Genomic DNA, 24046 nt, shown 5'->3' on the forward strand with positions numbered 1-24046 from the left:
TGGCTGGCTATATTGGACTGGGACAATTCTGTCAATGTCGAGTGAAGCAGCCGCGATTTCCATTCTTGTCCGTGAATGGTATCCAAATGTATCAATTGGCCTCCTGGGAGGAGCAATCATTATTGGTGTCACGCTTGTAAATCTTTTGGGTGCAGATAAAATTGGGAAACTGACAAGCGGCCTTTCCTCAATAAAATTATTAGCCATCTTGTTTTTTATTGTTACCGCCTTAGTGCTGATTTTCGGGCTCTTCCCTGGAACTCCAGCTGTAGGGGCGGGGGAACTTGCCCGAGAGCCGCTAATGCCAGGAGGGTTAGGCGGATTGGCCGGAAGTATGCTGCTGGTCGTGTTTGCATATGCAGGTTTTGAAATTATAGGTCTGGCTGCGTCTGAAACAAGGGACCCTGCAAAGACTATACCAAAAGCAATTCGCTACACCGTTATTACACTGGTTGGTCTTTATGTCGTTTATGCCGCAGTCTTGCTGCCGCTTATCCCTACTTCTGCCTTAAATGAAAATGTCTCACCGATGGTTGCTTCGCTGGAACGATGGGGTATCGGATGGGCTGGGCGAGTACTTAATATTGTCTTAATTACGGCAATTCTTTCGGCTATGCTGGCAGCAATTTTTGGGCTTGGAAGGATGATTCGTTCGCTCACGGATGAAGGACATGCGCCAAAATTCCTTATAGACAAGCAGGATGTCCCTTATCGGGGAATATTGTTTTCAGGAGTAGCCATGCTGCTTGGCCTTGGTTTTGGACTTTTGTTTCCCAGAGTTTATCTTGTCCTGATTACAACAGGTGGATTTGCACTGCTCTTTACCTACGGTGTGATCATGGCCAGCCATATCAAGTTTCGGAAACGGAACGGCTGCCCGCCCAATGGGATATGCCAGATGCCCGGGTTCCCGTACACTTCCTGGATCGCTTTGGTGGCCATTGTAGTCATACTCCTTTGCATGCCTTTTATCCCGGGGCAGGAAGCAGGTCTCATTTCAGGGCTTATAATGGTCATCTTTTTTTCAGCCGTTTATGTGTTGGTAAGGTCGAAAACAAAGACTCAAATCCGCAGGGAGGAAAAAGCCGGCACCAAAAGCCGAAATTATCAGGGGGAATTATTGACCGAGGCTTCTGCTGAACTGACTGGGAAGATAGATAATGAAGAAACCTAATGACCGGAAAGGCCTTCTCAAAATGGGAAGGCCTTTCAGTTTAGATAGTATATAGAATACATATGAGATATTCGGGAGTTTCATTATATTTAGCGAGCTATCAAAAAAAGTCATTGTAAGAACTTATCAAATGAGTCCTCAATGTTTTTGAAATGATCTTCGTGGAAGGCTCATTGATCCGACCGTAGCAGTTAAATAAAGACAAAAATCTAGTTCAATCGTATAACCACAATAAAATTTGCCGATAGTTACTTTTGGCTACTTTTGGTATTCTAGCAGAAAGGAAAGAATACTAAGGGATTTGGGGGAACATGCATGGCAAGAAAACTGCCTGCACAAACAGTATATTTTTTGTATGCTGGAATCACTGCGTTTTTATTTGAGATGGTCTTTACCGTAAATGAGGTGTACAGGTTTGAGGCAGCCGGCTTTTCACCATGGCAGCTGGTCATAGTAGGCACCGCACTCGAATTATCCTGTTTTATTTTTGAAATTCCAACTGGAATCCTGGCTGACTTAAAGAGCAGGAAATTATCTGTAATTATCGGGGTCATTCTGATCGGAATAGGTTTCCTGATAGAAGGCCTTGTGCCGGTCTTTATGGTCATTCTTCTATGCCAGGTTATTTGGGGTATAGGATACACGTTTACAAGCGGGGCGTTTGAGGCGTGGATATCGGATGAGGTTGGCGGAAAAGAATTGACGGGGATATTTTTAAAAGGAGCGCAAGTCCGGCAAGTTGGTGCCTTGATTGCCATAGTCCTTAGTACGGCGATAGGTGCGTATATTATTAACCTGCCGATGATTGTGGGTGGCATTCTCTTTATTTTATTAGGCCTATTCCTGCTTATATACATGCCTGAAACCAGCTTTAAGCCAACTCCTGCAGCAGAAGCAGGAAGCTACTTTCAGCAGATGGCCTCCACCTTTACGGCAGGCATTCGTTTTATGAAAAAAAGCCAGTTTCTAATTGTTATGGCGTGTATTACCTTTTTCTATGGATTGTATAGTGAAGGGCTCGACCGGCTTTGGATTGCCCATATCCTGCAGGATGTAACTCTTCCGGATATAAATGTTAAGCCGATTGTCTGGGTCGGTTTGATTAACGGGACCGCCCTTATTGCAAGTATTCTTGCGGTTGAATACATAAAGAGAAGGCTCGAGAAAACAGGACAGCTGCAAAAGGTCTGGCTGCTTGTTGTTATTAATGCGGTCATGGTCTTAAGTATTATTGTATTTGCAATGGCGGGCCATTATGGGACAGCTTTTTCTTCCTATCTATTATTCTATATTCTTAGAACCACAAATGGGCCAATATATAGTGCATGGCTAAATGAAAACATTGAATCTGGTGTAAGAGCAACCGTTCTTTCAACCTACGGCCAGTTGGATGCTTTCGGACAAATCATTAGCGGCCCAATCATAGGGTATATTGCATACAAGACCACGATGGAGCTTTCTCTTATCGTTTCCGGCCTACTGCTGCTGCCAGTCGTTGCTCTCTTTGCCTTTTTACTGAAGAAAGCTAAACATAGCGTCTGAATTTTTAAAAAAAACAAAACCAGCACCTCCCTACGGAAAATCCCGAAGAAGGTGCTGGTTTAATTTATGGATTAGGAAGCGCATTTTAGCTGAAAAAGAACCCTTAAGCAGAAAATTTTCTGAACATATGCTGGGGTATTGTCCACTATGAATTTTAGTGATATAATCTGATAGTGTGATAATACGGTAACGCACTAAAGGATTTTTAAATCTATTAAAATAATCTATTAAAGGATGGTATACAAAATGAAACGTACAGCTATGATGCTTTTAATTTCAGCTTTATTTATAGTCCTGGCAGCATGTTCAGGCGGTTCTACTTCTGGGAAGGAATCTGAGGATACGTTGATAGTGGGCATTGATGATAAATTTGCTCCAATGGGTTTCCGTGATGAAAACAATGAGATTGTCGGTTTTGATATTGATTACGCCAAAGCAGCCGCAGACAAGATGGGTCTTGAAGTGAAATTCCAGCCGATTGACTGGAAAACAAAAGAATCCGAGCTTTCAAGTGGCAGGATTGACCTAATTTGGAATGGGTATACTATCACAGACGAACGGAAGCAAAAAGTTCTTTTTACAAAGCCGTATTTGAAAAACGCCCAGGTGGTCGTGACAAAGGCTGACTCAAAGTTGGAGAAGCTTTCAGATCTCGAAGGTAAGATAGTTGGCTTGCAGTCTCTTTCTTCAGCAGCAGACGCTCTTGAAGCAAACCCAATCAGTGGGAAGATTAAGGAAGTAACCGAGTTCTCCGATAATGTTATGGCTTTGAATGATTTAAAAAGCGGACGCCTTGATGCGGTCATTATTGATGAAGTAGTCATTAACTATTATATGGAGAAGGAAGAGGAATCCTTTAAGGTGCTTGAAGAATCACTTGCTCCAGAGGAATATGGTGTTGGTGTGAAAAAAGGCAATGAAGAGCTGCTCGAAAAATTGCAAAAAGCGCTTGATGAGATGAATGAAGATGGTACAGCCGCTGACATTTCAAAGAAATGGTTTGGCGAAGATAAAGTACTAAAATAATAAGAACAGTGGGCAAAACAGGATTTCCTCAGGAAACCCTGTTTTGTTACGCTTGCAATGGCACTTGCTAAATGGAGGAAATCCTTATGACAATTGACTATATTCTAGAAATCCTTGGCCCGATGCTTGAAGGAGCCCAGATGACCGTTCTGCTTTTTTTCATTGCGATCATCTTGTCAATTCCGCTGGGATTTCTACTTACACTGGCAGTTAGAAGCAGTTTTAAGCCATTATCCTGGCTGGCTCAGGGCTACATATATGTTATGCGCGGAACGCCGCTTCTTTTGCAGCTTTTGTTTATATGTTTTGGCTTACCGATGATTCCTGTGGTGGGGGAATATCTTGTACTCGACCGCTTTGTCGCGGCAAGCCTGGGCTTTGTGCTTAATTATGCCGCATATTTTGCGGAAATCTTCCGGGGTGGCCTGCTCGCCATTGACAAAGGACAATACGAAGCAGCCCAAGTACTGGGACTCAGCAAATGGCAAACTACAACGAGGGTTGTCCTTCCGCAAATGTTCAGGATTGCCCTTCCGTCCGTAGCCAACGAATCCATAACACTGGTAAAGGATACAGCCCTGCTTTATGCGGTCGCAGTCCCGGAATTGCTGCATTTCGCCCAGACTGCTGTTAACCGTGATTTTACTATCGTGCCATTCTTCGTGGCTGGTGTGATTTACTTAATTATGACTCTGGTGCTTACTGCTTTCTTTAAGTGGATTGAACGCCGATTTACGTTTGAATAGGAGGGCTGAATATGGCCATTATCGAAGTCTCCAATCTGAAAAAATCTTACGGGGCGCTTGATGTCCTTAAGAAAATCTCGTTCGAGGTTAATAAAAATGATGTTGTTGCCGTAATCGGCCCTTCTGGTTCGGGAAAAAGCACTATGCTTAGAAGCCTGGTCCATTTAGAGAAAATTGATGGCGGGTCAATTCAGGTAGAAGGTGAATTTCTGGCCAAGGATGGAATCTATCCGAAGCCACAGGAAACAAAACGAATTACCGCAAAGATGGGTATGGTATTCCAGCACTTCAACCTGTTTCCTCATCTAACGGTAAAGGAAAATCTTGAGCTTGCACCGAAGTTAGTAAAGAATGAACAGCTTGGGGATTTACAGCATCGAAGTACCGAACTGCTAGGGAAAATCGGTCTTGCGGGCCATGCCAATGCTTACCCTGCCAAGCTTTCCGGCGGGCAAAAGCAAAGGGTTGCGATAGCCCGGGCTCTGATGATGGATCCTGATATCCTCCTCTTTGATGAGCCGACATCTGCCCTAGACCCTGAGTTGACAGGTGAGGTTTTGCAAGTTATGAAAAAGCTTGCAGAGGAGCATATGACGATGATCGTTGTCACCCATGAAATGGGTTTTGCCCGCGAAGTCGCCAATAAGGTTATTTTTATGGATAATGGCGAAATAATTGAGTACGGACACCCTGACGAAATTTTTACAAATCCTCGCAATGAACGGACCAAGGCTTTCTTGACCCGGACATTGAAATAGGTGACTGCGTATGGATTTGCTATAATATTAGTATGAGACGATGAAGGCAGTGGACGCTTGGGGCGGGGCTGCCTTTTCCGGAAATATAAGGAAGTATATCTTTTTTTGAGTACTGTCTAGCTTCAGCGCCTAGCGCCTAGTGTACTTCGGTCCCCTCGTTACGATAAGTCAACATCGATTCGCTATCGCTCATCGTGTTTCCTTTATCTCCTTCGAGGCCCTCCAGTCCATACGACGCTGGACAAGGCGCTTGCGCTTTTCTTATAGAAAGGTTTGAGAGCTATTTGGATGATGAACGCTACAAGGATACTTTAATGAATATAAAAACTGTCGGCAATCAGAAAGGCTTTTTGAATTAATTCATTACCATCCCTATGAGCCGACACCTTATAACGCCCTGGATATACTTTTCTCTGAATATGAGTTAAAAAAGAGCGATGTGGTCGTTGACTTTGGAAGCGGAAAAGGAAGGCTCCCGTTTTATGTAAACCATTTGTTTAATACCACTGCTATCGGTGTTGAATTTAATGAGGTCTTCTATCATGATGCAGTAGAGAATTTAAATGGATATCTTACTAAATATAAAAAGCGTAGAGATAGGGTCCGGTTCCACTGTGGGCTGGCAGAGGAATACATAGTACAGCCTGAAGAGAACAGGTTTTATTTTTTCAATCCTTTCACAGTCGCGATTTTTACAAAAGTTATCAAACATATACTGGCCTCCGCGGAAGAGGTTCCTCGTAATATTGATTTAATTTTATATTATCCTTCTGGCGACTATGTCCATTTTCTTGAATACCAAACACCGTTTGAATTGGTTCAGGATATCCCCTTGCCAGGGCTTGCTGAAAAAAATATTAATGAGAGATTCCTAATATACCGTTACTCTAGATAGGCTTCTTCCAGCCAGCACCTCGTTAGTGGTCTTCAAAAGCCCTTTTTAAGAGAAGAGAAGAACGAATTGGGTCGATACTCTTTATTTTTCCTGGGATATATGGTGGGATATAATAAAGGAAATTCTCCGCGTGGAGTTTTATCTATTATAGTTGAAAGGTGTTGGAAAAAATGAAGAAACGCAGCCTATATTTTGGCTTTTGCGTGATTCTGGCGCTTGTCTCCGCTCTGGCAGGCTGCTCCGGAAACAAAGCTATACTTGATGATCAAGGTAAAGAGGTATCGCTTGAAAATAAGGACAAGCCCACACTCGTATTCTTTTTTACAGGCAATACCTGAGACTATTGCAAATCGCAGCTGGTCGAGCTGCAGAAGAATAAAGAATTATTTAATCAGTTTCCAGGGGATGTATATGCTTTGAGTGCGTCGTCACCTGAAGATCACAAGGAAATGAAGGAAGACCTGGGGCTTGATTATACCCTTCTTTCTGACAAATACCTTGTTTTGATCGAAAAAGCAGAATTAAAAGACCCTAGTGGCCCTAAATCTCTTAGGGGTTTCGCCATCCTTGATAAGGAAGGAAACGTTCTCGAATCTCAGCAGCTGGACCCTTTTGGTGATCAAATCGCTGAGATTATTCCTTACGCCGCTAGTAAAGTAACTGGCCAATAACCAAATTGCTGCATGTCTTTTAGGCATGCAGTTATTTTTTTCTATAGCCAGGACAATAAAAACTTCATTGTGAAGAAGGTTCATATTTGGTATGTTTAACACATAGATTAAAATGTCGATAAATGGCAATCGAGGGGAAACGATGAGGTTAAAAGCAATTTTCAGGGACACCAGAAAACTATTATTAATTTCGGCAATTATCGTGGGGTTGATTGCTGAAACTAGTTCCATACTTTTTTCTGTGAATGAAAAAATTGTCCATGCTCTGTTGCTGGCTATTGCTGGTGTGTTGATTATTGGGGTCATAAATGGTATTGACCTGACGACAGAAGAGCTGAAAAAGAACCGGCAAAGGCTTAAGAATATTTTTGAAACACTTGATGTCGCTATATGGTCACACGATATGAAGTCAAACCATTTGATGATTACACCGGGAATTGAAAAACTATACGGGTATTCCTTGAGTGATTTTTATGAAGATCATGAATTATGGAAAAAGGTCATCCATCCTGAGGATCTAGTTTTTTTAAAGGAAAGGGAAGCCTCCCTTGAAAAGGGTAAAGCAATCACTAGCATTTATCGGATTATCCGTTCTGATGGAGAAATCCGCTGGATACAGGACAGGGGAATCCCCACAATTGAAAATGGCAAACTTATTGACTTTAGTTCAGTCCTTTTTGATATTACAGATCGGATGGAAAGTGAGAACCGTTATAGGACACTTGTCGAAATGTCCCCTGACATTATTGCGGTATATAGCAGAAGCAATATTGATTATATTAATGAGACAGGTGCTATTGTCTTTGGATACAATTCACCGAAGCAGCTGGTCGGCATGCCTCTATCAGAGTTAATACCGGAATCCGTATTAAACGAGTTGAGGTACAGAGCGCTTTCAATTGATGAACCTGATACAAAAATTAGTATTGAGTTTAAGACTGAACGGCTGAATGGTGAAGAAATTAATATTGAAATGATATCAATGCCCATATTTTTTGAAGGCAGAGCTGCGCGTCAAATAGTTGGAAGGGATATTTCCGAACGCAAGAGGGCGGAAGAGACGATTCAGCAAATGGCGTATTTTGATAGCCTTACAGGGCTTCCAAATCGCTATAAATTCCGAACTCAACTAAATGAAGCATTGCGGTATAATCCAAGCCAGGCATTGTCCGTCTTATTCCTGGACCTTGATCGGTTCAAAATCATCAATGATACTAAAGGCCATTCTGCAGGAGATATGCTTTTGCAGGGTGTTGCATCAAGGCTGGCTCATACCGTGGCTGAGGCAGGGGTTGTCTCCCGCCAAGGCGGAGATGAGTTTACTATTTTCCTCAGAAATATAAATCGTGAAAAAACCGTTCATATAGCCAGGAATATCCTTAATGAATTTTCCGTTCCATTCAAGATTAACGGTGAGGAATTCTATGTAACCCCAAGTATTGGAATCAGTATGTATCCATCAGATGGCATGGACGGGGAGACGCTGATAAAAAATGCCGATACAGCCATGTACTTAGCCAAAGACCGCGGCAAGAATAACTACCAATTCTATACATCGCTCCTTCAGGGCTTGTCCTCACGGAAGATGGAATTAGAAACAGGGCTTAGGAAAGCATTGGAGCAAGAACAGCTGGCCCTGGTCTTCCAGCCACAGGTAGAATTGAGTACCAGCAATACTATTGGGCTTGAGGCGTTGATTAGATGGAAACACCCGATAAGAGGCATTATTCTGCCATCTGAGTTTATCCCGCTTGCTGAGGAAACTGGCCTTATTGTCCCGATAGGCAATTGGGTACTAAGGAAGGCTTGTGAACAACACACTCTATGGCTAAGACAGGGGTATTTGCCTATGTCGATTTCGGTTAATATTTCGGTCAGGCAATTTCAGGATGACAATTTCCTCGATTCTGTTAAAAAAATCCTTGAAGAGACAGAAATGGACCCAAGTTCCTTGGAGCTTGAAATAACCGAAAGTGTTATGAGAAATATTGACCGCTCAATTTATATCTTGAATGAGCTACATCAGCTTGGTGTAAAGCTGGCCCTCGATGACTTTGGTACGGGGTATTCATCGTTAAGCAACTTAAAACATCTTCCAATTGATACAGTGAAAATTGACAAATCGTTCATTGATGACATTTCCACCGAAGAAGATGGAGGAGCAATGGTGAAAACAATTCTTGATATGGGTCTCCATATGGGCTTCCATGTTATTGCTGAGGGCATTGAGAGACAAGAACAAGTTGATTACCTCGTTGCCAATGGCTGTACTGTAGGCCAGGGGTTTTTATTCAGTCAACCCAAACCTGCTGCTTCTGTTCAAGAATTGCTCCATAAAAGCATGCCTGTTTAATCGGCATGCTTTTTGTGTGCTATTTACTGTGTGATTTAACGTGTAGATTCGTATGTTATTTAGTCTGTTATTTTAAGTTTTCTTTGTAGTAACAGAACTATTTTGTTTTAAAAGGCATGCTTTTTTACTTAATAAGGAGCTTGCCAAAGTGTATAAAAGGAAATCGGCTTGTATTTAGTTTATTATAAATAGTATAAAGGCCTAGGGATTATACCATCGTGATTAATAAAGGGATGGTTATAATAATACGGTAAGGAGATGGAGAATTGGAAATCACGAAAAAGATTTTTGGGGAAACAGGCGGGCAAGAGATCCATGCTTATACACTAACAAATAATAATGGCATGAGTGTGACATGCCTCGATTATGGCTGTATTATCAATGAACTAAATGTACCAGGCAAGGGGGGTACATCTGAAAATGTGGTCCTTGGCTTTGCGTCAATTGAGGAGTATATCGAGCACTCTCCTTATTTTGGATCGGTTGTCGGAAGGGTTGCCGGACGGATAAACAAAGGAAGGTTTTCACTCGATGGCAAGGACTATCAACTTGCCCAAAATGATGGCCAAAATCATCTGCATGGCGGGTTAAAAGGTCTCGATAAGGTTGTCTGGACGGCCGAAACAAGCCAGGCAGGTGAGAATGCAAAAATCGAATTTACATATGTAAGCCCGGAAAATGAGGAAGGCTACCCTGGAACGGTTTCATTCAGGACAGTTTATACAATTACTGAAAACAATGAATTGATTAGTGAGTATTATGCAACGACCGATAAGAAAACTCTTATTAATTTGACTAATCATAGTTACTTCAACTTGAGCGGCAATTTTAAATCAACTATTCTAGACCACATTTTGCAAATTGACTCTGATGGGTTCCTTGAACTTGGCAGTGATTTGATTCCGACAGGCAAAACTCTTGATTCCCAAGGTACAGCCTTTGATTTTAGGATGGGAAGGAAGATAGGTGACGGGACAGTGTCGAACCATGAGCAAAATCTGCTTGCTGGCCGAGGCTACGACCACCCATTTGTGCTATCGGGCTCCAAAGGCATCAAGCTAAGTTGTCCTGAAAGCGGGCGTGTACTAGAGGTGGAAACAAACCAACCGGCCGTTGTTGTTTATACCTCCAACCAGCTTGAGGGCGATTTTACCCTAAATGGAGGAGTGAAGCCGCAGCCTTATCTTGCTGTCTGCCTTGAAACACAAAAGCATCCAGATGCCATCAATCATCCGGATTTTCCTTCTATAGTTCTTGAAAAGGGAGAAGAGTATTATTCCTATACAAAATACTCCTTTAAAACGAAATAATTTTATTGGAAAGAGCAGGGGGGAGTGGATATTTTAAGAAAAGCGGTTCGGCTGGCCTTTATTCTGGCCGGCTTCCTTTCACTGGGTCTAGGTGTAATTGGTATATTTCTTCCAGTAATCCCGACCACCCCCTTGCTCTTACTTGCGTCCTACTGCTTTATGCGGGGTTCTGAAAAGTTTGAGATTTGGTTCAAGGGTACCAGGATTTATAAGGAACATCTCGAAGGTTTTGTAAAGAAGCGGGAAATGACAGCAAAACAAAAGGCAGTCCTTCTGATTTTCGCCGACTGTATGATCGCTATTCCTTTTATTCTTACTGACAGCTTAATACTAAGGGTTTTCCTTGCAATTGTGGTCATTTACAAATACTATTATTTTTTCACAAAAATAAAAACGGTTAGACCCGAAAACAATAGCCAGGAAGCGTGACTGCGAAAGCCCTCAAAAGCGGCTTTCGCATGCGCTCAGGCAATGTGTTCGGATGCTGAATCAGTTTCCTCTCCATCGTCTAGCTTACCGATATAATCAATGAGAAAGTGCAATATAATAAGCGGTATGATGGAATCCAGACTAATATACAGAAGTGCGAAGAACAGGCCAATGATGGAAGTCCTAATGACATTTGAGATGCCTTGGTATGTATGGGCCAGCCCAAATAGGATTGAGGATAGAATGAGTACCATCCAAATCCCAAGTTGCGGGAACAATTGCTGAAATGCAAAGATAAGGAATCCCCGGTAAATGATTTCTTCGGTTATACCTGCTGTCCAGGAAACAAATGTCCACATCTTTTTTTCTTTTTTAGTAACAGGCAGGATGTCCAAAACCCGGTTTTCCCAAGCCCGAGCCTTTTGGCCTCCTGAATTTGGGATCTAATCCTTTCACTAAACTTTGAAGCTGCCCAATAATAAAGGAGAATGAATATATAAGCGGAACCAATACCAATAGCAAAATAGGGAACCCAGTATCCGAGTAATTCTGTCTGAATTTTTATTCCGCTGAAGCCTATATCTCCCACCGTGATTGGCCCAAGTGCAACCATTCCGAGTACTATGAGTGTTGGAGCCCAAAGCCCGGCCATAATTTTTTTATAATATCGGACCCGTACACCTGAATTGTTACGGACGTTTGCTTTAAATCTCTTATAATCGTAGAATCCATACACCGGTTCGTAGGTTATTAGAAAAATAATCATTAGCCAATAAAAAAACTCCATCATACATTCCTCCTATGTCAACTATGCCTTTTTGCTAACAAAGCGTGAAATCTATCTTTATCATCCACGGAGAAGAAAATGCGGCTAACGTGCCTTTTTCCCCCAAGGAGGGCTGTGCTTTCAACCGGTTTGTTTAATACGAGCTCAAATGCCGGCTCCTCGAAGCCCATGAGTGAGAGGTCAAGGACATCTTTGTTTTTTCTGTCACTTCCGTAGTATATTTTGCCGCTCCGGATTTCTTTAATTTCGGAAGTATCTAGGGAGACGTGAGGACGGATTCCCACTTTTATAAATAATTCACGTTCGCGGAGCATGATGGGGTTTTGTATTACGGCCTTCAAGTCAGCCAGAAGGTACACAAGTACGAAAACAGCCATTCCAAGATGCAGCAAGTGAAGGAGGGGACTCCAATTGTATAGCAGATAGGAAACTCCGACTGACTCCACAATCATGACCACAACCATTGCCCATGTGAAGGCTGTGTAACCTGACTGGATATGGTATGTGAATAAATGCATATCTTGTTGTTTTGGGTAGCGACCACTATTTTTCATACGATAACTCCCTCTCTCGTCAAGAATCTTTCTTTAATACAATTTCATGGAGTTTCTTTAAGATAGAGTGGTAGGTGAGGATGTCTTCCTCGGGAAGGTGCATGAAATATTTATCAAAAATCCTATCATCGAGCTCAGCAATTTCTCTGAAAAACTTCTCACCCAGTTTGTCCAGTGTTACAAATACCTCCCTTCTATTCTCCTTATTTACATCGCGTTTGACGTATTGCATGCTCTCCAGCTTTTTTATGAATTGGCTGGCTGCACTAGGGGTAGCACCAATTATTTCAGCGACTTCATTCATCGTGAGCTTTCCTTTCATATCAAGCATGCTTAAAACAACAGACTGCTTTGTTGACATATCATTTTCGTCAAGGATTTTTTTATATTCCTTTATAAAAATTGCCTGTATTTCCTGTGTGTATCTATTCGCTTCAAATAAAACTCTTTTTAAATCCATGCTGAATTCACCTTCAAAAATTTTAATTTATTTAAACTGTTAAGTTGTCTTAACAATTAACCTAAGTTAATTATAATGTGTTTGGATGGAAATCACAAACCTTAATTGTAAGAAAATGAAAAAATATGGATGATTCTAAAATTCTTTGTGATTCCGGTTGGGGAGCGGATATCAACAGAGTCATTGCCATAAAAAAGACCAAACCGCATATGCGATTTGGTCTTAACTTTATCCAACAAGTTTTTCAAAATTGACACGTTTATGGATAGCATACATGATAGGCGCGCCAACAGCGAGAACGACAAATTCACCGATAGCCACCGTAAGCCATGTATACCAAAACGGGAAATCAAGCGCAATGTTCAGCTCCCAGGCAATCAGGAACATGGTTACCGTGAAGACTGTTGTGTTAATTGCCATTCTTGCCCAAATCCCTTTTACATAGCGGGAAGCAAAAATGGTAATCAGGAGTGCAATGACGGATTGGCCAAAGCCAAATATAAGGTCAAGTACACCCAGCGTTGAAAAGAAAAGGTTCGCCAGGAATACACCAAGAATAATGCCAAAGAAGTACTTCTTGTTGAATACAATGAGATGGTTGAACATCTCGGAAACCCGGAATTGAACGGCTGAGAATGCCAGAGGCTGGATCAACATAGTGACAGCAATGTACAAAGCAGCAATAATTCCGTTTACTGCAAGTGTTCTTATATTCATAACGTCTCTCTCCTTAGTTTTTTATCGTGGGAGGTTCTCGAACCACGCGGTTTTGCCCGAAGGTACCATTATAGACCCTATCATAAGTTTCCGTCAATGGTTTCCGTTGGCATTTCTTAGCTAGTCCATTCATATCGATAGTAGTATGGAGGCGATAAAATTTGTTTCTATCATCACCTGCACTAAACGTCCAGGATTTCTTGACGCTTTATACAGTAATTTCAATCGGCAGGATTATGAATTGAAAGAGTTTATCCTTGTCCTGCACGGTTTAGATGGGTTAGACACAGGACTAATCGCCGAAGATCCCCGTTGTACAATCTTATATTTACCGAAAGAAATGCCGCTGGGCACCTGCCTGAACGAGGCGGTTAAACATACAAGTTTTAAAGTGATTGCTAAATTTGATGATGATTATTATAGCCCGCAATATCTTGCCGAAGCACTTAAGGTTATGGAAAAGCGTCAGGCAGAAGTAGTCGGGAAACAATCTTATTTAGTTTACTTTAAAAAGGATGAATTACTCTCGATATATAAACCTGGTAAGGGAAGAAGCTGCGGAAACACTGGGAGGAGCGACTCTTGTATTTAAAAAAAGGATTTCAGATAGTGTGAGCTTTCCTCCGATATTTGTTGGCGAGGATTCAGCCTTTTTAGATGAGTGACTAAAACAAAACATGGGTATATACGCTTCTTCGCCATACAACTATATTTATATCCGTTATTGGCAGGGCCACCACACATCTGATGCCGATAACAATCGACTAAAGAGGTACTGCACTCCACTCCTGAGGACAAAGAACCTTGCCCGCTATGCCAGTTCAAGAGCAGGAGGGAGTGATTGATGGAGGACGCTGTCGGCTTTCGCATGAGAGATAGAGTGAAGGCTTCCTCTTCTTTTCAAAAAGCCATGTTTGGGGAGCTGGACCCAATCATAAGAAATCAACCTGAAAAATCCATAATCCTGTTCCTTCCTTAATCGACTGGGATATCCCCCTCTTTCAACGGCCACAGCTTCTTGCCTTAAACTTTGCCAAGGCAGGTGTCATTTTTTATAAGGTACATCAACTGGCAACTGATTTTTTGGAGTTAGAACACTTTTGCAGCTTTGTAGTGAAGTTGATTTTTAGATTAAAAAAATATTAGATTTTACCAAATAATGGTCGTGTGTGTTTGGGTTATATCTCCCTTCTTAGAATCAGTAACCCTCGCTATAAATCGGTTGGGGGAATATTGGAAACTGTTAAACAGCCCCTAGCTTAATCTAACAGGTAAATCTGCCCTTACCAAAACACCCTATCTGACATAAGGTATAAAGAATTGTTTTTAATTTTCATCTAAAAAAATCAATGCGAAATTGGCCCTCAGCCTATAGCCAGGGGGTGATATGTTAAATTCCTTCATAATAGAAAGGCGGAAATAATTTGAAGGTACTAGTAACAGGTGGAGGAGGCTTTATTGGATCCCATGTTGTTGATATGCTGCTAGTAGAGAACTACCAAGTTGCTGTCGTTGATAATTTTTCTTCCGGTATGGAGAGGAATGTGCCAGGAGGTATTGCCAATTACGCAATGGATTTGAACGATTCCGGCTTAGAGAACGTATTTTTGACAGAAAAACCGGAGATTGTCATACATTTTGCAGCTCAAGTTTCCGTGAAGAAATCAATCGACAATCCCTTTGATGATTGCAGGCAAAATATTAATGGGACCATCAAACTTTTAGAATGCTGCCAAAAATACCAAGTGAAAAAATTCATTTATTCATCATCTGCAGCAGTATATGGAGCACCGAAGTATATCCCAATTGATGAAAACCATCCACTTGCTCCGGAGTCATTCTATGGGCTGTCAAAATTAACAGGAGAGACGTATATCCAACTTTACTCAAAGCTATTTAACTTAAATTATACGATTTTACGGTATGCAAATGTATATGGGCCGAGGCAAAGCATTAAAGGCGAAGCGGGAGTAATTCGGAGTTTTTTGGATAGTTTTATGCTTAACCAGCCCTTGACAATGTATGGCGACGGCAACCAGCGGAGAGATTTTGTTTTTGTTAAGGATGTAGCTGCTGCCAATCTTCAGGCTATTCATCATGGTGATTATCAAACGATTAATATTAGTTCCAATACAACAAAGTCTATTAATGATCTTATTTTTCTCCTTTCCGTGCTAACAGATAACCGCCCGGAAATCGTCCAGTTGCCAGAACGGGCTGGCGATATACGGATTAGTTGTCTCCTAAATCAGAAAGCCCTTGAAGTGCTTCACTGGTTCCCGAGAGTTTCATTAATCGAGGGAATAGAAGAAACCATCGAGTCTTTAAAATAATAAGATAAGAGGTAAAGTGAAGGGATTACTTATGAAAAATCTTGTTAACCCAGCTAACATTGGCAATCGAATCAATGTTTAAAAATCATAAGCATCTTGTCTGGTCGAAAGGCTATGATGAAACCATAGAACTGATGGACTTTTATTTAAAAAACGACTCAGCAAGGGAAAAAGTCGCAAACAAAGGGCAGCAGTACGTTTATAAATACCATGCTTATGAGCAGCGGGCGGCAGATGCTATTAAGGCATTAAAACAATCGTAGTGTCAATTGTCAGGGTGACTGCTAAATAAAAGCGACCAATCTGATTAGTTGCTGAGTACATTTCAGCCGGCAAACCGGCTGTTACATCACCTTTTCATGAACTGGGAAAATATGCACTGCTGGATTTCAAAGGGCGCAGAAACATATAAAATCATCTTGAATAGGTGAGCTTCAACCTGTGAGAAATCAAGCGGGATAAAAGTAATGGCTGATACCGAATTGGTATCAGTTTTTATATTTTTAAAGAGCTGGAAACTACTTTTGACCTGATGTAGTTTCGGACGGGTGCTATTTAGTTCAGGAAAGTATAAAATAAAGAAATAGTCTCTTATTCCCTTGTGAAATCATGATGCTTAAAGGCACCTTTTCCTGCTTGTGAATAAAATAGACTATCGGCCATAAACGCCAGTCTTCAATAAAGGTGTGAGAGATATGAGATTATATCAGGAACTGGCTCAAAGTGTGACGTATAAAAAACGAGGCATGAAAATTGCCATCCTAAATCAGGATGAAAATCTTACCTTTGTTGGGGCAGGACGCAGTGCCTGTGTGTTTAGGGTCGGAAAAACTGACAAAGTGCTGAAGGTATATTATCCATCTTTTGTCCATCTTGCCAATGAGGAGGCAAATATTTACCGCCTTTTGGAAGGACTGGAATATTTCCCGAAACTATACGAAACCGGTACCAATTACATTGTTATTGACTATATAGCAGGGGTTACTCTCTTTGAATGCCTGATTAAAGGCATACCTATCAAGGAAGAAAAAATAAGCGAAATAGATTATGCCCTTTCCCAGGCCAGGCAGCGCGGACTTAACCCTTCAGATATCCATTTAAAGAATATTTTTATTACCCTTAGAGGAAAAATAAAGATAATCGATGTGGCGCGGTTTCGACAGACCAAGCAGTGTAAACAATGGGAAGACTTGAAGATGGCCCATTCTTTACTGTATAAACATGGCTGGTTTCCCAAAAAACTGCCGCAAAAGCTGTTAAATCTGATAGCGATGATTTATAAAAAGCGATTTATACCTAGCTTCAAAAGGGAAAGAAAATCCGTTTTCCAGGTAGGAAGTGCCAAAGAGGTACAGCGATAATAGAGTGATTATTATTGTATGACAAGACTATTCTTGGAAAATACGTTACAATATAAAAGTGAACCTTCCATCGGTGGGAGGGGGTTATCCTGCATAATAGTGGAATAACATACGATAACTTATAAGAAAAGGCTTCATTTCTGAAGCCTGGTTACTTTCCATACTTGGGAGCTGGTCTTTGTTGTTAACGGAAATACTGGTGCTAGTTATACTTATCATTCTGAATGCATTTTTTGCAGCATCCGAAATTGCACTCATCTCCTTGAATGATAATAAGATTAAAATGATGGCTGAAGGCGGAAATAAAAAGGCAAAAGCACTGGAAAAATTATTGTCTCAGCCGAGTCGATTTCTGGCAACGATCCAAATAGGGATTACCCTTGCAGGATTCATGGCGAGTGCTTTCGCCGGACAAAGTTTTGCTGGCAGGCTTGCTGCCTGGCTTTATGAAGTAGGAGTCCCGCTTGACCGGGGCGTTCTAGAATCCTTGTCCCTCGTCGTTATTACGCTTGTTATTTCTTATTTTACCCTCGTCCTGGGTGAGCTTGTACCAAAGCAGATTGCAATGCAAAAAGCTGAACCTATAGCATTTTTTGCGGTAACTCCGTTGACGGTTCTATCAAAGGTGACCAAGCCGTTTGTTAAATTTCTGACTCTATCGATGAACAGTGTTGTCCGTGTGTTTGGAATTGATCCAAATGCCGAGGAAGAGAATGTGACAGAGGAAGAAATCCGGATGATGGTTGATGTCGGTAAGGAAAAAGGAACCATCCAGGAAGAAGAACGTGTCATGATCAATAATATTTTTGAGTTGGATAACAAGACAGTTTCCGATATCATGACGCATAGAACAAATATCGTCGCACTGCCGATTGACTCTACTCTGTTAGAAACAGTCCGTGTTGTGAATGAAGAAGGATACACCCGTTTTCCGGTTTACGAGGAGCATATTGATAACATTGTCGGGATTCTCCATGCAAAGGATTTGATTCAGTTTGTTGAAAACAGAGGGGAAGATGCCTTCAACATGAGAAATCTGTTGAGGGATCCGTTCTATGTCCTGGAATCCCAGCGCATCGACCATCTTTTTAGGGATATGCAAACTAATAATGTCCATATGGCAATCGCGATTGACGAATATGGCGGTACCGATGGCATTGTTACAATTGAGGATGTCATTGAAGAAATTGTCGGGAACATTTTTGACGAATATGATGAGCCTGGCAATGAAGAAGAAGAAATTAAGATGATTGATGAACGGACATACATGATTGACGGCACAACCAATTTGTATGAAGTGGAAAATCTGCTTAAGATTGACTTGCCAATTCAGGAGTACGATACGCTGAGTGGTTTTATCATTGGACACCTTGGTTATATTCCAAGTGAGCTAGAGCAGCATACAGTTCAGCATGGAAATGTTCTGTTTACGGTCGAGGATATGAACGACCGCCGGATTACAAAAGTCCGGGCAGAAGTTCTCGAAGCTGAAGAGGACGAAGATTAAAAAAGGCTTTGCAGCTAACGGCTGCAAAGCCTTTTGGTTTGGCTCTTTTCTGATATAACGGGACTTTCTTTAAAAAAATATGGGCTATTTTCGTACTTAGCTATTGCTTAATAATTTTACTCAGTGCTGCTTATTTGGAAGCTCCCTGCTTGGATTTCCCTTTCCCTGGCGTTTTTTATTTTCTTCATCTTTCCGTTGCTTCTCATGAAGCTTTTCCACAAATTCGTGTGTATTGTCCATCCCTATTCCCTCCATCACAATTAGAATAGAGTTATTTTTGGCAACTGACCTCCAATGTATGCGGACTTTGGAGTGAAAAGAATTCTTACTAAATTTGATAAATTTATTGTTTTTAATCCTAACTTCGCTAATATAGGCAGTAGATACAGTAAGTGTTTAATGCTACAAACTTATCAAACATATGGGGGCAAACATGGGGGAGCCGAAGCGGCGTGTATATATTCAAGACGATTCATTGAGAGAGAATAACAAAAAGACTGTTTTTAAGGATTTAACGGGCCAAACGGTTTCTGCGGGGCTTATCTCTTCTACTTTAGTAATGACAGGACCTGCATTGATTATTTTACAGGCAGCCGCGGCGGGGCAATTCACCAGTGAGCAAACAATTAATTGGATGTTCGCAGTCTACGTTTTTGGAGGGCTATATGGGATTGTCATGCCACTTTGGTTTAAAATTCCCATCACTGGGGGCCATTCAATCTCAGGGGTTGCTTTTTTGGCAACAGTAACAGCGCATTTTACTTATTCTCAACTTATTGGTGGCTATGTAATGTCAGCTCTGATAATTTTGTTAATCGGCGTTTCAGGCCTCTTCACCAAAATTATCAGGTGGGTACCCAAAGAAGTGATTGCTGCAATGCTTGCTGGGCTAGTGACCAATTATGTCGTCCAGCTCGTCGAGGGAGTTAAGGTCCTGCCTGTGGTAGGCGGCTTAGCATTAGTTGGATTCTTTATTAGCACGAGAATGTCAAAACGTATTCCGGCAGTTGTGGTTGCAGTTGTCGTTGCATTCATTGCATTGTTGTTAACCGAAGATATCACTATTTCATCAAATGGGCTTTCCTTTGCTTTACCATCTCTGCAGGTTCCGGAATTTACATGGCTGGGTTTCATCACGCTTGCATTGCCTCTTGCTATGCTTATTTTGAGTAATGATGTAGCAACTGGGATAGGCGCACTTGAGAGTTCGAAATTCGAAACGCCAATACGAAAAGTGGTTTCTTTTAGCGGGATTTTCTCGGTAATAGCTAGCTTTTTCGGCGGCCAAAGTGCAAACATTGCAGGAATGATGACTGCGATCTGTTCCAATCCGGAGGCAGGAGAAAAACAAAAGAGATATATGGCTTCAGTAGTTTCAGGAATATTAACCGTATTCTTTGGTGTGTTCTCGTGGAAAATTGTGCCCTTCATTCAAGCCTTGCCGAAGGCCTTTATTGCAATATTGGCAGGCTTTTCACTGTTAGGCGTGCTCCTTTCCAGTTTGCAGATGGGTTTTTCCAGTGAGAAATTCCGCTTAAGTGCGTTGTTTGCTTTCCTGATTGCCTTATCAAATGTATCGTTTTTTCATATCAGTGCTCCGGTATGGGGATTGATAGTTGGGGCGATCATTGCTAAAACAGTGGAGAAATAGTTAAAGGTGTTTCTTGTAGGTAAGGAAGTTATAGATTTCGTGAATGTTATTTTTATTTCGGAATTGTTCTAAACCTGCACCAGCATTGGGTTAAACACTATTTAATCAAACGTTTGATTAATAAATTTTTACTAAGATTTCCGCTCCAGGCGCTTCGCTTTCCACGGGCGGCATGGGAGCCTCCTCGGCGCGAGCGCCTGCGGGGTCTCCCGCTGACCTTTTCTCCCGTAGGAGTCTTCGCGCCGTCCACTACAATCAACTCTGTATAAAAACATCATTATCCCTTAACATAGCCCAAAAAATAAAAAGCCCCTCCCGTTGAGTTCGGAAAAGACTGTTTATAGTGTTATTTCACTTCTATCACAAACGCATATCCGGAAGAACCTTTTTCCCAGCTTCCATACATACTATAGACGTAGATCCCTTTTTCGTCGGGAGCAGTAAGGATATTTCCATTCAGGGACGCGGCTTCGGCTCCAATATCGCTGACCCAGCGGCTGATTCCTACTGTATCTGCTATAGGGATTTTTTTAAATGCGATCTTTATTTCTTCACCAGGGGACACGACAATTGGTTTAAGGTTGTGTAACTTTACCAATTCTGGCGGTGATGGAGTATCCTCGCACTTCTCTCTAATATAGCCTTCCCAGCAAAAGGATCCCCGTGCCGCTGAAACACTTTGCTCCCCAGCTGAAACAGACAAGCCAGGCGGCCCAAAGGGAATTATCGACAATACCCCGTATAACGCTGCCATAAACGTTAGCACAACTGTTACATTTTTTAAAAGCTTATCCATGCTCATCCCCCCGGATGAAGTTTTCTTATCTATTAGACGGGGAAGCCATATGCAAAGTTGCTAAAAGTAGTACGATATTTTTAATGCAATAAACATTCATGAAGTTTTCACTAGCAATTCAACAATTGAAACTTAGTACGATAAAGGTGGTGGAGCGAAGAAGGAGAAATTAACTTTCCTAGCTGTACTTTTACCGTTACTTTTGGGTTTGTATTTTTGCCCAGCTCTGCCCTTTTTCCACAGAAAAGCCCCCTTCTTAAAACAGAAGAGGGCCACACGGAAGAAGCAGAAATTAAACTATGAGTTTAGCATTCAGCCGCCATTGCACTAGTTGGTCATGGGTCAAAGGTCACAAAGTAAGTGGACAGTGGTCATTGGTTTGCCATTGCCATTACAAAATACCATCTATATGGGGAGGCTCCTTCCGCGCCTTGAAGAGGAGTCTCACCGCTTCAAGGTTTCTTAGAAATAGGCTGCTGCATCGAAATCAAGTTCAACGGCATAGTTCTTGGCGTTAATCAGGTTGGACAGCCTGTTTGCCTGCCTTTCTGCTTCGAGGCCTTTTTGGCGGTATTCCTCCGGCTCAAACAAGGCCACTTTTACAATAGAGTTGTTTTCAGCATAGGAATACGGGAATTCTTCCTTTTGGGCTGATCCGAATTCCTTGTACTTCCGGGCTTTAGCCCTTAGCTGGGTCGCAAGCTCAATTGCCTCGACAATTGGCAGCTCCTCCCCGTTAAAGCTGACTGTATTTCCGATATTTGCTGCATACACAAGCCGGTCCAATGTACGCATATCTCTGCGAACAGTCTCAAGATCCCTTTCTACATCCGGGAGTGGTCTCTGCTGTTTTGGCGGCTTACTGCCTTTTTCAACTTCGGCAAAAGCAACCCTGTCCATTTCTTCTTCCAGCTCATGTACACGTTTATTCAATATACTTTTTAGTTTAACTGCTTCTGCAAGTGTAAGTTTTGCCATTCTCTAAAACTCCTTTTGTAATTCAGAGTTCTATAAGATTACCATTTTTCTTACCTTTATTCAAATTTTATCCAGTTTCCTTTGTTATGATAAAAAAAGATAAAACCTTTTTGCCAGACGTATGTCTAATGTATAGGAAAAGGGGGCGGACAGATGGACGGCATTGAACAGGCAGCGAGTAAAGCCATCAAAGGGGATGATGAAGCATTTCTTCATCTAATGTACATATACAAGGTTGACTTGTATAAAACGGCATTGGCTTTCCTGCGAAATGAGGGAGAAGCGCTCGAGGCGCTACAGGAAGTTACCTTTAGAGCTTATAAGGGGATAAGCAAGCTGAGGGATCCTGCCTATGTGAAAACATGGCTTACCAGGATCATGATCAATTATTGCCAAGATGTTTTGAAAAAGAACAAACGGGTTGTCCTGGATGAAGAATATATACATGCACAGGGGAAGGTAGAGAACAGGGATAATCTTGAATTGCGGGATGCCATGGAAAGCCTTGATGAGCGTTCACAGGAGATCCTGGCACTCAAATACTTTCGGGATTTGAAAATCAAAGAAATAGCAAATGAACTTAATTTTCCTGAAGGGACAATCAAAACCTGGCTGAATAAAGCGTTGAAGTCTCTCAGGAAAAAGCTTGATGATAAGGGAGGAAGCCATCATGCATAACAATGAAGGTCAGGAAATGGCGCAGTATCAAAAGGTGCTCGATGAACTGCCTATACCCGAAGCCGCCCTGGATGCCGCGATCCTGAAGGGTTTTGAAAAAGCAAAACTGCAAGTTACTCGGCCTCGTAGGGCAGGTCGGATGGGTTTGGCGATTGCAGCAGTTATTATAATTGGGTTCTTCACATCAATTAAGGTTTCTCCCGCATTCGCGGGCTATATGTCTGATATTCCGGGGATTGGTAAACTGGTGGATTTTATTCAGGGAGACAAAGGAATGATCGCTGCTTTTGAGTCTGAATATGACCAAGAAGTTGGTGTCTCGAGCAAAGACAAGGATGTCACCTTCACAATAGAACGGGCAATTGCAGATGAAAACGGTCTTGTCCTTTTTTATTCAATTGAAACAAGCAAGGAAGATATCTCCGTCGATAGTGCCAGTTTGGAAAGCCGAGATGGCTCGGAGTTAGTCATTGGAACGATAGGCTATGGAATGCCAGTTAAAGACGAAGAAGATAAATCATTCACAGGAATGATGGAATTTTACTACCAAAAGCCTTCCAAGGCAAAGTCCTTTTCATTAAAGGCCACAGTCGGTGGTACAGAACACTCTCTTGACTTCACCTTGAAGAAAGACATTCATGGCAAAAAGGAGTATCTTGTAAACAAAACTATCATCATCGAAGGGCAGGAGGTGACGATTGAAAATATCGAGATGTATCCGCTGCGGGCAGCTATCCATGTAACTATGGGAGCTGGAAACAGCAAGAAACTTCTCAGTTTCGATAGCATCCAATTAATTGATGAGCGCGGAGAGATATGGGGCAATATTACAAATGGAATAACAGCCAGCGGTGTTGCCGAGGATGAAAACAAAAAAATCGTTTATTTGCAGAGCAATTACTTCAGGGAGCCGAAGGAATTGTACCTCGTTGTAGGAAAAATCCAGGCCGTAAATAAAAATGAAGCAGAGATTGTTATTGATACAGAGACAATGATCATTAAGAAACAGCCTGCTTCCAAAAAGTTCAGTGATTTGAGAGTAGAGAACGAAGACGTAATACTAAAATTGAATTCCGAAAAACGTTTTCCTTACTTTCCGTTCAGTAAAGTCAAAAGTGCTGATGGAAAGGAAAAGTATCTTAGCAATAGCTTTAACCGCAGTGGTGAGGGATTTGGAAATGAATTTGGTTTTAGCCTCACTCAAGTGAAGGGCTATGCCAACCCGATATCATTGGAACTCTCCTTTTATCCTGAATGGATTGAGTCGAAGGAAAAAATCCGGATTAAATAACAAATGAGGCAGAATCGCAATTGATTCTG

Annotated in this window: 26 protein-coding genes, 2 pseudogenes and 1 riboswitch; of the genes and pseudogenes, 20 read left to right on the plus strand and 8 right to left on the minus strand. The window is 41.7% G+C overall.

Annotated elements, in window-relative coordinates:
* From TY16_RS07485 to TY16_RS07530, 11 genes and pseudogenes are all read left to right on the plus strand, one after another.
* The coding region (locus TY16_RS07485; RefSeq protein ID WP_043931210.1) for an amino acid permease at window positions 1–1174 on the plus strand (1174 nt) is incomplete at its 5' end.
* 315 nt (window positions 1175–1489) lie between these two features.
* The gene (locus TY16_RS07490) at window positions 1490–2716 is read left to right on the plus strand and encodes an MFS transporter (protein WP_043931211.1); all 1227 of its coding nucleotides are present in this window, start codon (window positions 1490–1492) and stop codon (window positions 2714–2716) included.
* 246 nt (window positions 2717–2962) lie between these two features.
* Window positions 2963–3742 (plus strand): amino acid ABC transporter substrate-binding protein, encoded by a 780-nt coding sequence (locus TY16_RS07495; RefSeq protein WP_081772920.1) that lies wholly within the window; start codon window positions 2963–2965, stop codon window positions 3740–3742.
* A gap of 86 nt (window positions 3743–3828) precedes the next feature.
* Window positions 3829–4488 (plus strand): amino acid ABC transporter permease, encoded by a 660-nt coding sequence (locus TY16_RS07500; RefSeq protein WP_043931214.1) that lies wholly within the window; start codon window positions 3829–3831, stop codon window positions 4486–4488.
* Window positions 4489–4499: 11 nt separating this feature from the next.
* Window positions 4500–5246, plus strand: coding sequence for an amino acid ABC transporter ATP-binding protein (locus TY16_RS07505; protein WP_043931216.1), 747 nt, complete (start codon window positions 4500–4502; stop codon window positions 5244–5246).
* A 314-nt stretch (window positions 5247–5560) separates the two neighbouring features.
* Window positions 5561–6141, plus strand: a pseudogene (locus TY16_RS07510) (class I SAM-dependent methyltransferase).
* Window positions 6142–6311: 170 nt separating this feature from the next.
* Window positions 6312–6479, plus strand: coding sequence for a hypothetical protein (locus TY16_RS26110; protein ID WP_155922188.1), 168 nt, complete (start codon window positions 6312–6314; stop codon window positions 6477–6479).
* 15 nt (window positions 6480–6494) lie between these two features.
* Window positions 6495–6812 (plus strand): annotated as a pseudogene (locus TY16_RS07515) (redoxin domain-containing protein); the annotation flags it as partial.
* Window positions 6813–6954: 142 nt separating this feature from the next.
* Complete coding sequence (locus TY16_RS07520; RefSeq protein WP_043931218.1) at window positions 6955–9165, plus strand: bifunctional diguanylate cyclase/phosphodiesterase; 2211 nt, start codon at window positions 6955–6957, stop codon at window positions 9163–9165.
* Window positions 9166–9431: 266 nt separating this feature from the next.
* Window positions 9432–10475: an aldose epimerase family protein gene (locus TY16_RS07525; protein WP_043931220.1), complete on the plus strand. Its 1044-nt coding sequence runs from the start codon at window positions 9432–9434 to the stop codon at window positions 10473–10475.
* A 24-nt stretch (window positions 10476–10499) separates the two neighbouring features.
* Window positions 10500–10904: a YbaN family protein gene (locus tag TY16_RS07530; protein ID WP_231505580.1), complete on the plus strand. Its 405-nt coding sequence runs from the start codon at window positions 10500–10502 to the stop codon at window positions 10902–10904.
* 35 nt (window positions 10905–10939) lie between these two features.
* Here TY16_RS07530 and TY16_RS25135 read toward each other — a convergent pair whose 3' ends face one another.
* The 5 genes from TY16_RS25135 to TY16_RS07550 all read right to left on the minus strand — a co-directional run bounded on the left by TY16_RS25135 (window position 10940) and on the right by TY16_RS07550 (window position 13422).
* Window positions 10940–11263, minus strand: a complete 324-nt coding sequence (locus TY16_RS25135) for a CPBP family intramembrane glutamic endopeptidase (protein WP_052342642.1) — start codon at window positions 11261–11263, stop codon at window positions 10940–10942.
* Window positions 11230–11691: a hypothetical protein gene (locus TY16_RS25140; RefSeq protein WP_052342643.1), complete on the minus strand. Its 462-nt coding sequence runs from the start codon at window positions 11689–11691 to the stop codon at window positions 11230–11232. The genes TY16_RS25135 and TY16_RS25140 overlap by 34 nt, the downstream gene beginning before the upstream one ends.
* 17 nt (window positions 11692–11708) lie before the next feature.
* Window positions 11709–12245, minus strand: coding sequence for a hypothetical protein (locus TY16_RS07540; protein ID WP_043931221.1), 537 nt, complete (start codon window positions 12243–12245; stop codon window positions 11709–11711).
* A gap of 19 nt (window positions 12246–12264) precedes the next feature.
* Complete coding sequence (locus TY16_RS07545; protein WP_043931222.1) at window positions 12265–12705, minus strand: MarR family winged helix-turn-helix transcriptional regulator; 441 nt, start codon at window positions 12703–12705, stop codon at window positions 12265–12267.
* Between the two features lie 228 nt (window positions 12706–12933).
* The gene (locus TY16_RS07550) at window positions 12934–13422 is read right to left on the minus strand and encodes a QueT transporter family protein (RefSeq protein ID WP_043931224.1); all 489 of its coding nucleotides are present in this window, start codon (window positions 13420–13422) and stop codon (window positions 12934–12936) included.
* A gap of 7 nt (window positions 13423–13429) precedes the next feature.
* Window positions 13430–13474: riboswitch (PreQ1 riboswitch) on the minus strand.
* A 93-nt stretch (window positions 13475–13567) separates the two neighbouring features.
* Between TY16_RS07550 and TY16_RS07555 the strand changes: the two genes are divergently transcribed.
* From TY16_RS07555 to TY16_RS07575, 6 genes are all read left to right on the plus strand, one after another.
* Entirely contained in the window at window positions 13568–14014 is a 447-nt protein-coding gene (locus TY16_RS07555; RefSeq protein WP_155922190.1) for a glycosyltransferase, read from the plus strand.
* A 252-nt stretch (window positions 14015–14266) separates the two neighbouring features.
* Window positions 14267–14401 carry a hypothetical protein gene (locus TY16_RS27080; RefSeq protein WP_269320277.1) on the plus strand — a complete coding sequence of 45 codons (135 nt, stop codon included), beginning with the start codon at window positions 14267–14269 and terminating at the stop codon, window positions 14399–14401.
* A 445-nt stretch (window positions 14402–14846) separates the two neighbouring features.
* Window positions 14847–15755, plus strand: a complete 909-nt coding sequence (locus TY16_RS07560) for an NAD-dependent epimerase/dehydratase family protein (protein WP_043931227.1) — start codon at window positions 14847–14849, stop codon at window positions 15753–15755.
* Between the two features lie 41 nt (window positions 15756–15796).
* A complete protein-coding gene (locus TY16_RS07565; protein ID WP_043931228.1) occupies window positions 15797–16018 on the plus strand; it encodes a glycosyltransferase family protein in 222 nt (73 codons plus the stop codon).
* A gap of 432 nt (window positions 16019–16450) precedes the next feature.
* Window positions 16451–17116 (plus strand): lipopolysaccharide core heptose(II) kinase RfaY, encoded by a 666-nt coding sequence (locus tag TY16_RS07570; RefSeq protein WP_043931229.1) that lies wholly within the window; start codon window positions 16451–16453, stop codon window positions 17114–17116.
* 178 nt (window positions 17117–17294) lie between these two features.
* Complete coding sequence (locus TY16_RS07575; RefSeq protein WP_442853210.1) at window positions 17295–18623, plus strand: hemolysin family protein; 1329 nt, start codon at window positions 17295–17297, stop codon at window positions 18621–18623.
* A 120-nt stretch (window positions 18624–18743) separates the two neighbouring features.
* On the opposite strand, the gene TY16_RS07580 is transcribed toward TY16_RS07575, so the two are convergent.
* Entirely contained in the window at window positions 18744–18863 is a 120-nt protein-coding gene (locus TY16_RS07580) for a DUF4023 domain-containing protein (protein ID WP_043931233.1), read from the minus strand.
* A 193-nt stretch (window positions 18864–19056) separates the two neighbouring features.
* Between TY16_RS07580 and TY16_RS07585 the strand changes: the two genes are divergently transcribed.
* Window positions 19057–20274: a benzoate/H(+) symporter BenE family transporter gene (locus TY16_RS07585; RefSeq protein WP_043931234.1), complete on the plus strand. Its 1218-nt coding sequence runs from the start codon at window positions 19057–19059 to the stop codon at window positions 20272–20274.
* A 346-nt stretch (window positions 20275–20620) separates the two neighbouring features.
* On the opposite strand, the gene TY16_RS07590 is transcribed toward TY16_RS07585, so the two are convergent.
* Together TY16_RS07590 and TY16_RS07595 are read right to left on the minus strand one after the other, a co-directional pair.
* The gene (locus TY16_RS07590) at window positions 20621–21070 is read right to left on the minus strand and encodes a hypothetical protein (protein WP_043931236.1); all 450 of its coding nucleotides are present in this window, start codon (window positions 21068–21070) and stop codon (window positions 20621–20623) included.
* Between the two features lie 462 nt (window positions 21071–21532).
* Entirely contained in the window at window positions 21533–22048 is a 516-nt protein-coding gene (locus TY16_RS07595) for a hypothetical protein (protein ID WP_043931237.1), read from the minus strand.
* Between the two features lie 153 nt (window positions 22049–22201).
* Here TY16_RS07595 and TY16_RS07600 point away from each other — a divergent pair, with 153 nt between their 5' ends.
* Window positions 22202–22726 (plus strand): sigma-70 family RNA polymerase sigma factor, encoded by a 525-nt coding sequence (locus tag TY16_RS07600; RefSeq protein WP_043931239.1) that lies wholly within the window; start codon window positions 22202–22204, stop codon window positions 22724–22726.
* Entirely contained in the window at window positions 22719–24017 is a 1299-nt protein-coding gene (locus TY16_RS07605) for a DUF4179 domain-containing protein (protein WP_043931240.1), read from the plus strand. The genes TY16_RS07600 and TY16_RS07605 overlap by 8 nt, the downstream gene beginning before the upstream one ends.
* The last annotated feature ends 29 nt before the right edge of the window (window positions 24018–24046 follow it).

The sequence above is a fragment of the Bacillus sp. EB01 genome, from assembly GCF_000613125.1.
In the GTDB taxonomy this organism is placed as follows: Bacteria; Bacillota; Bacilli; order Bacillales; family Cytobacillaceae; genus Bacillus_D.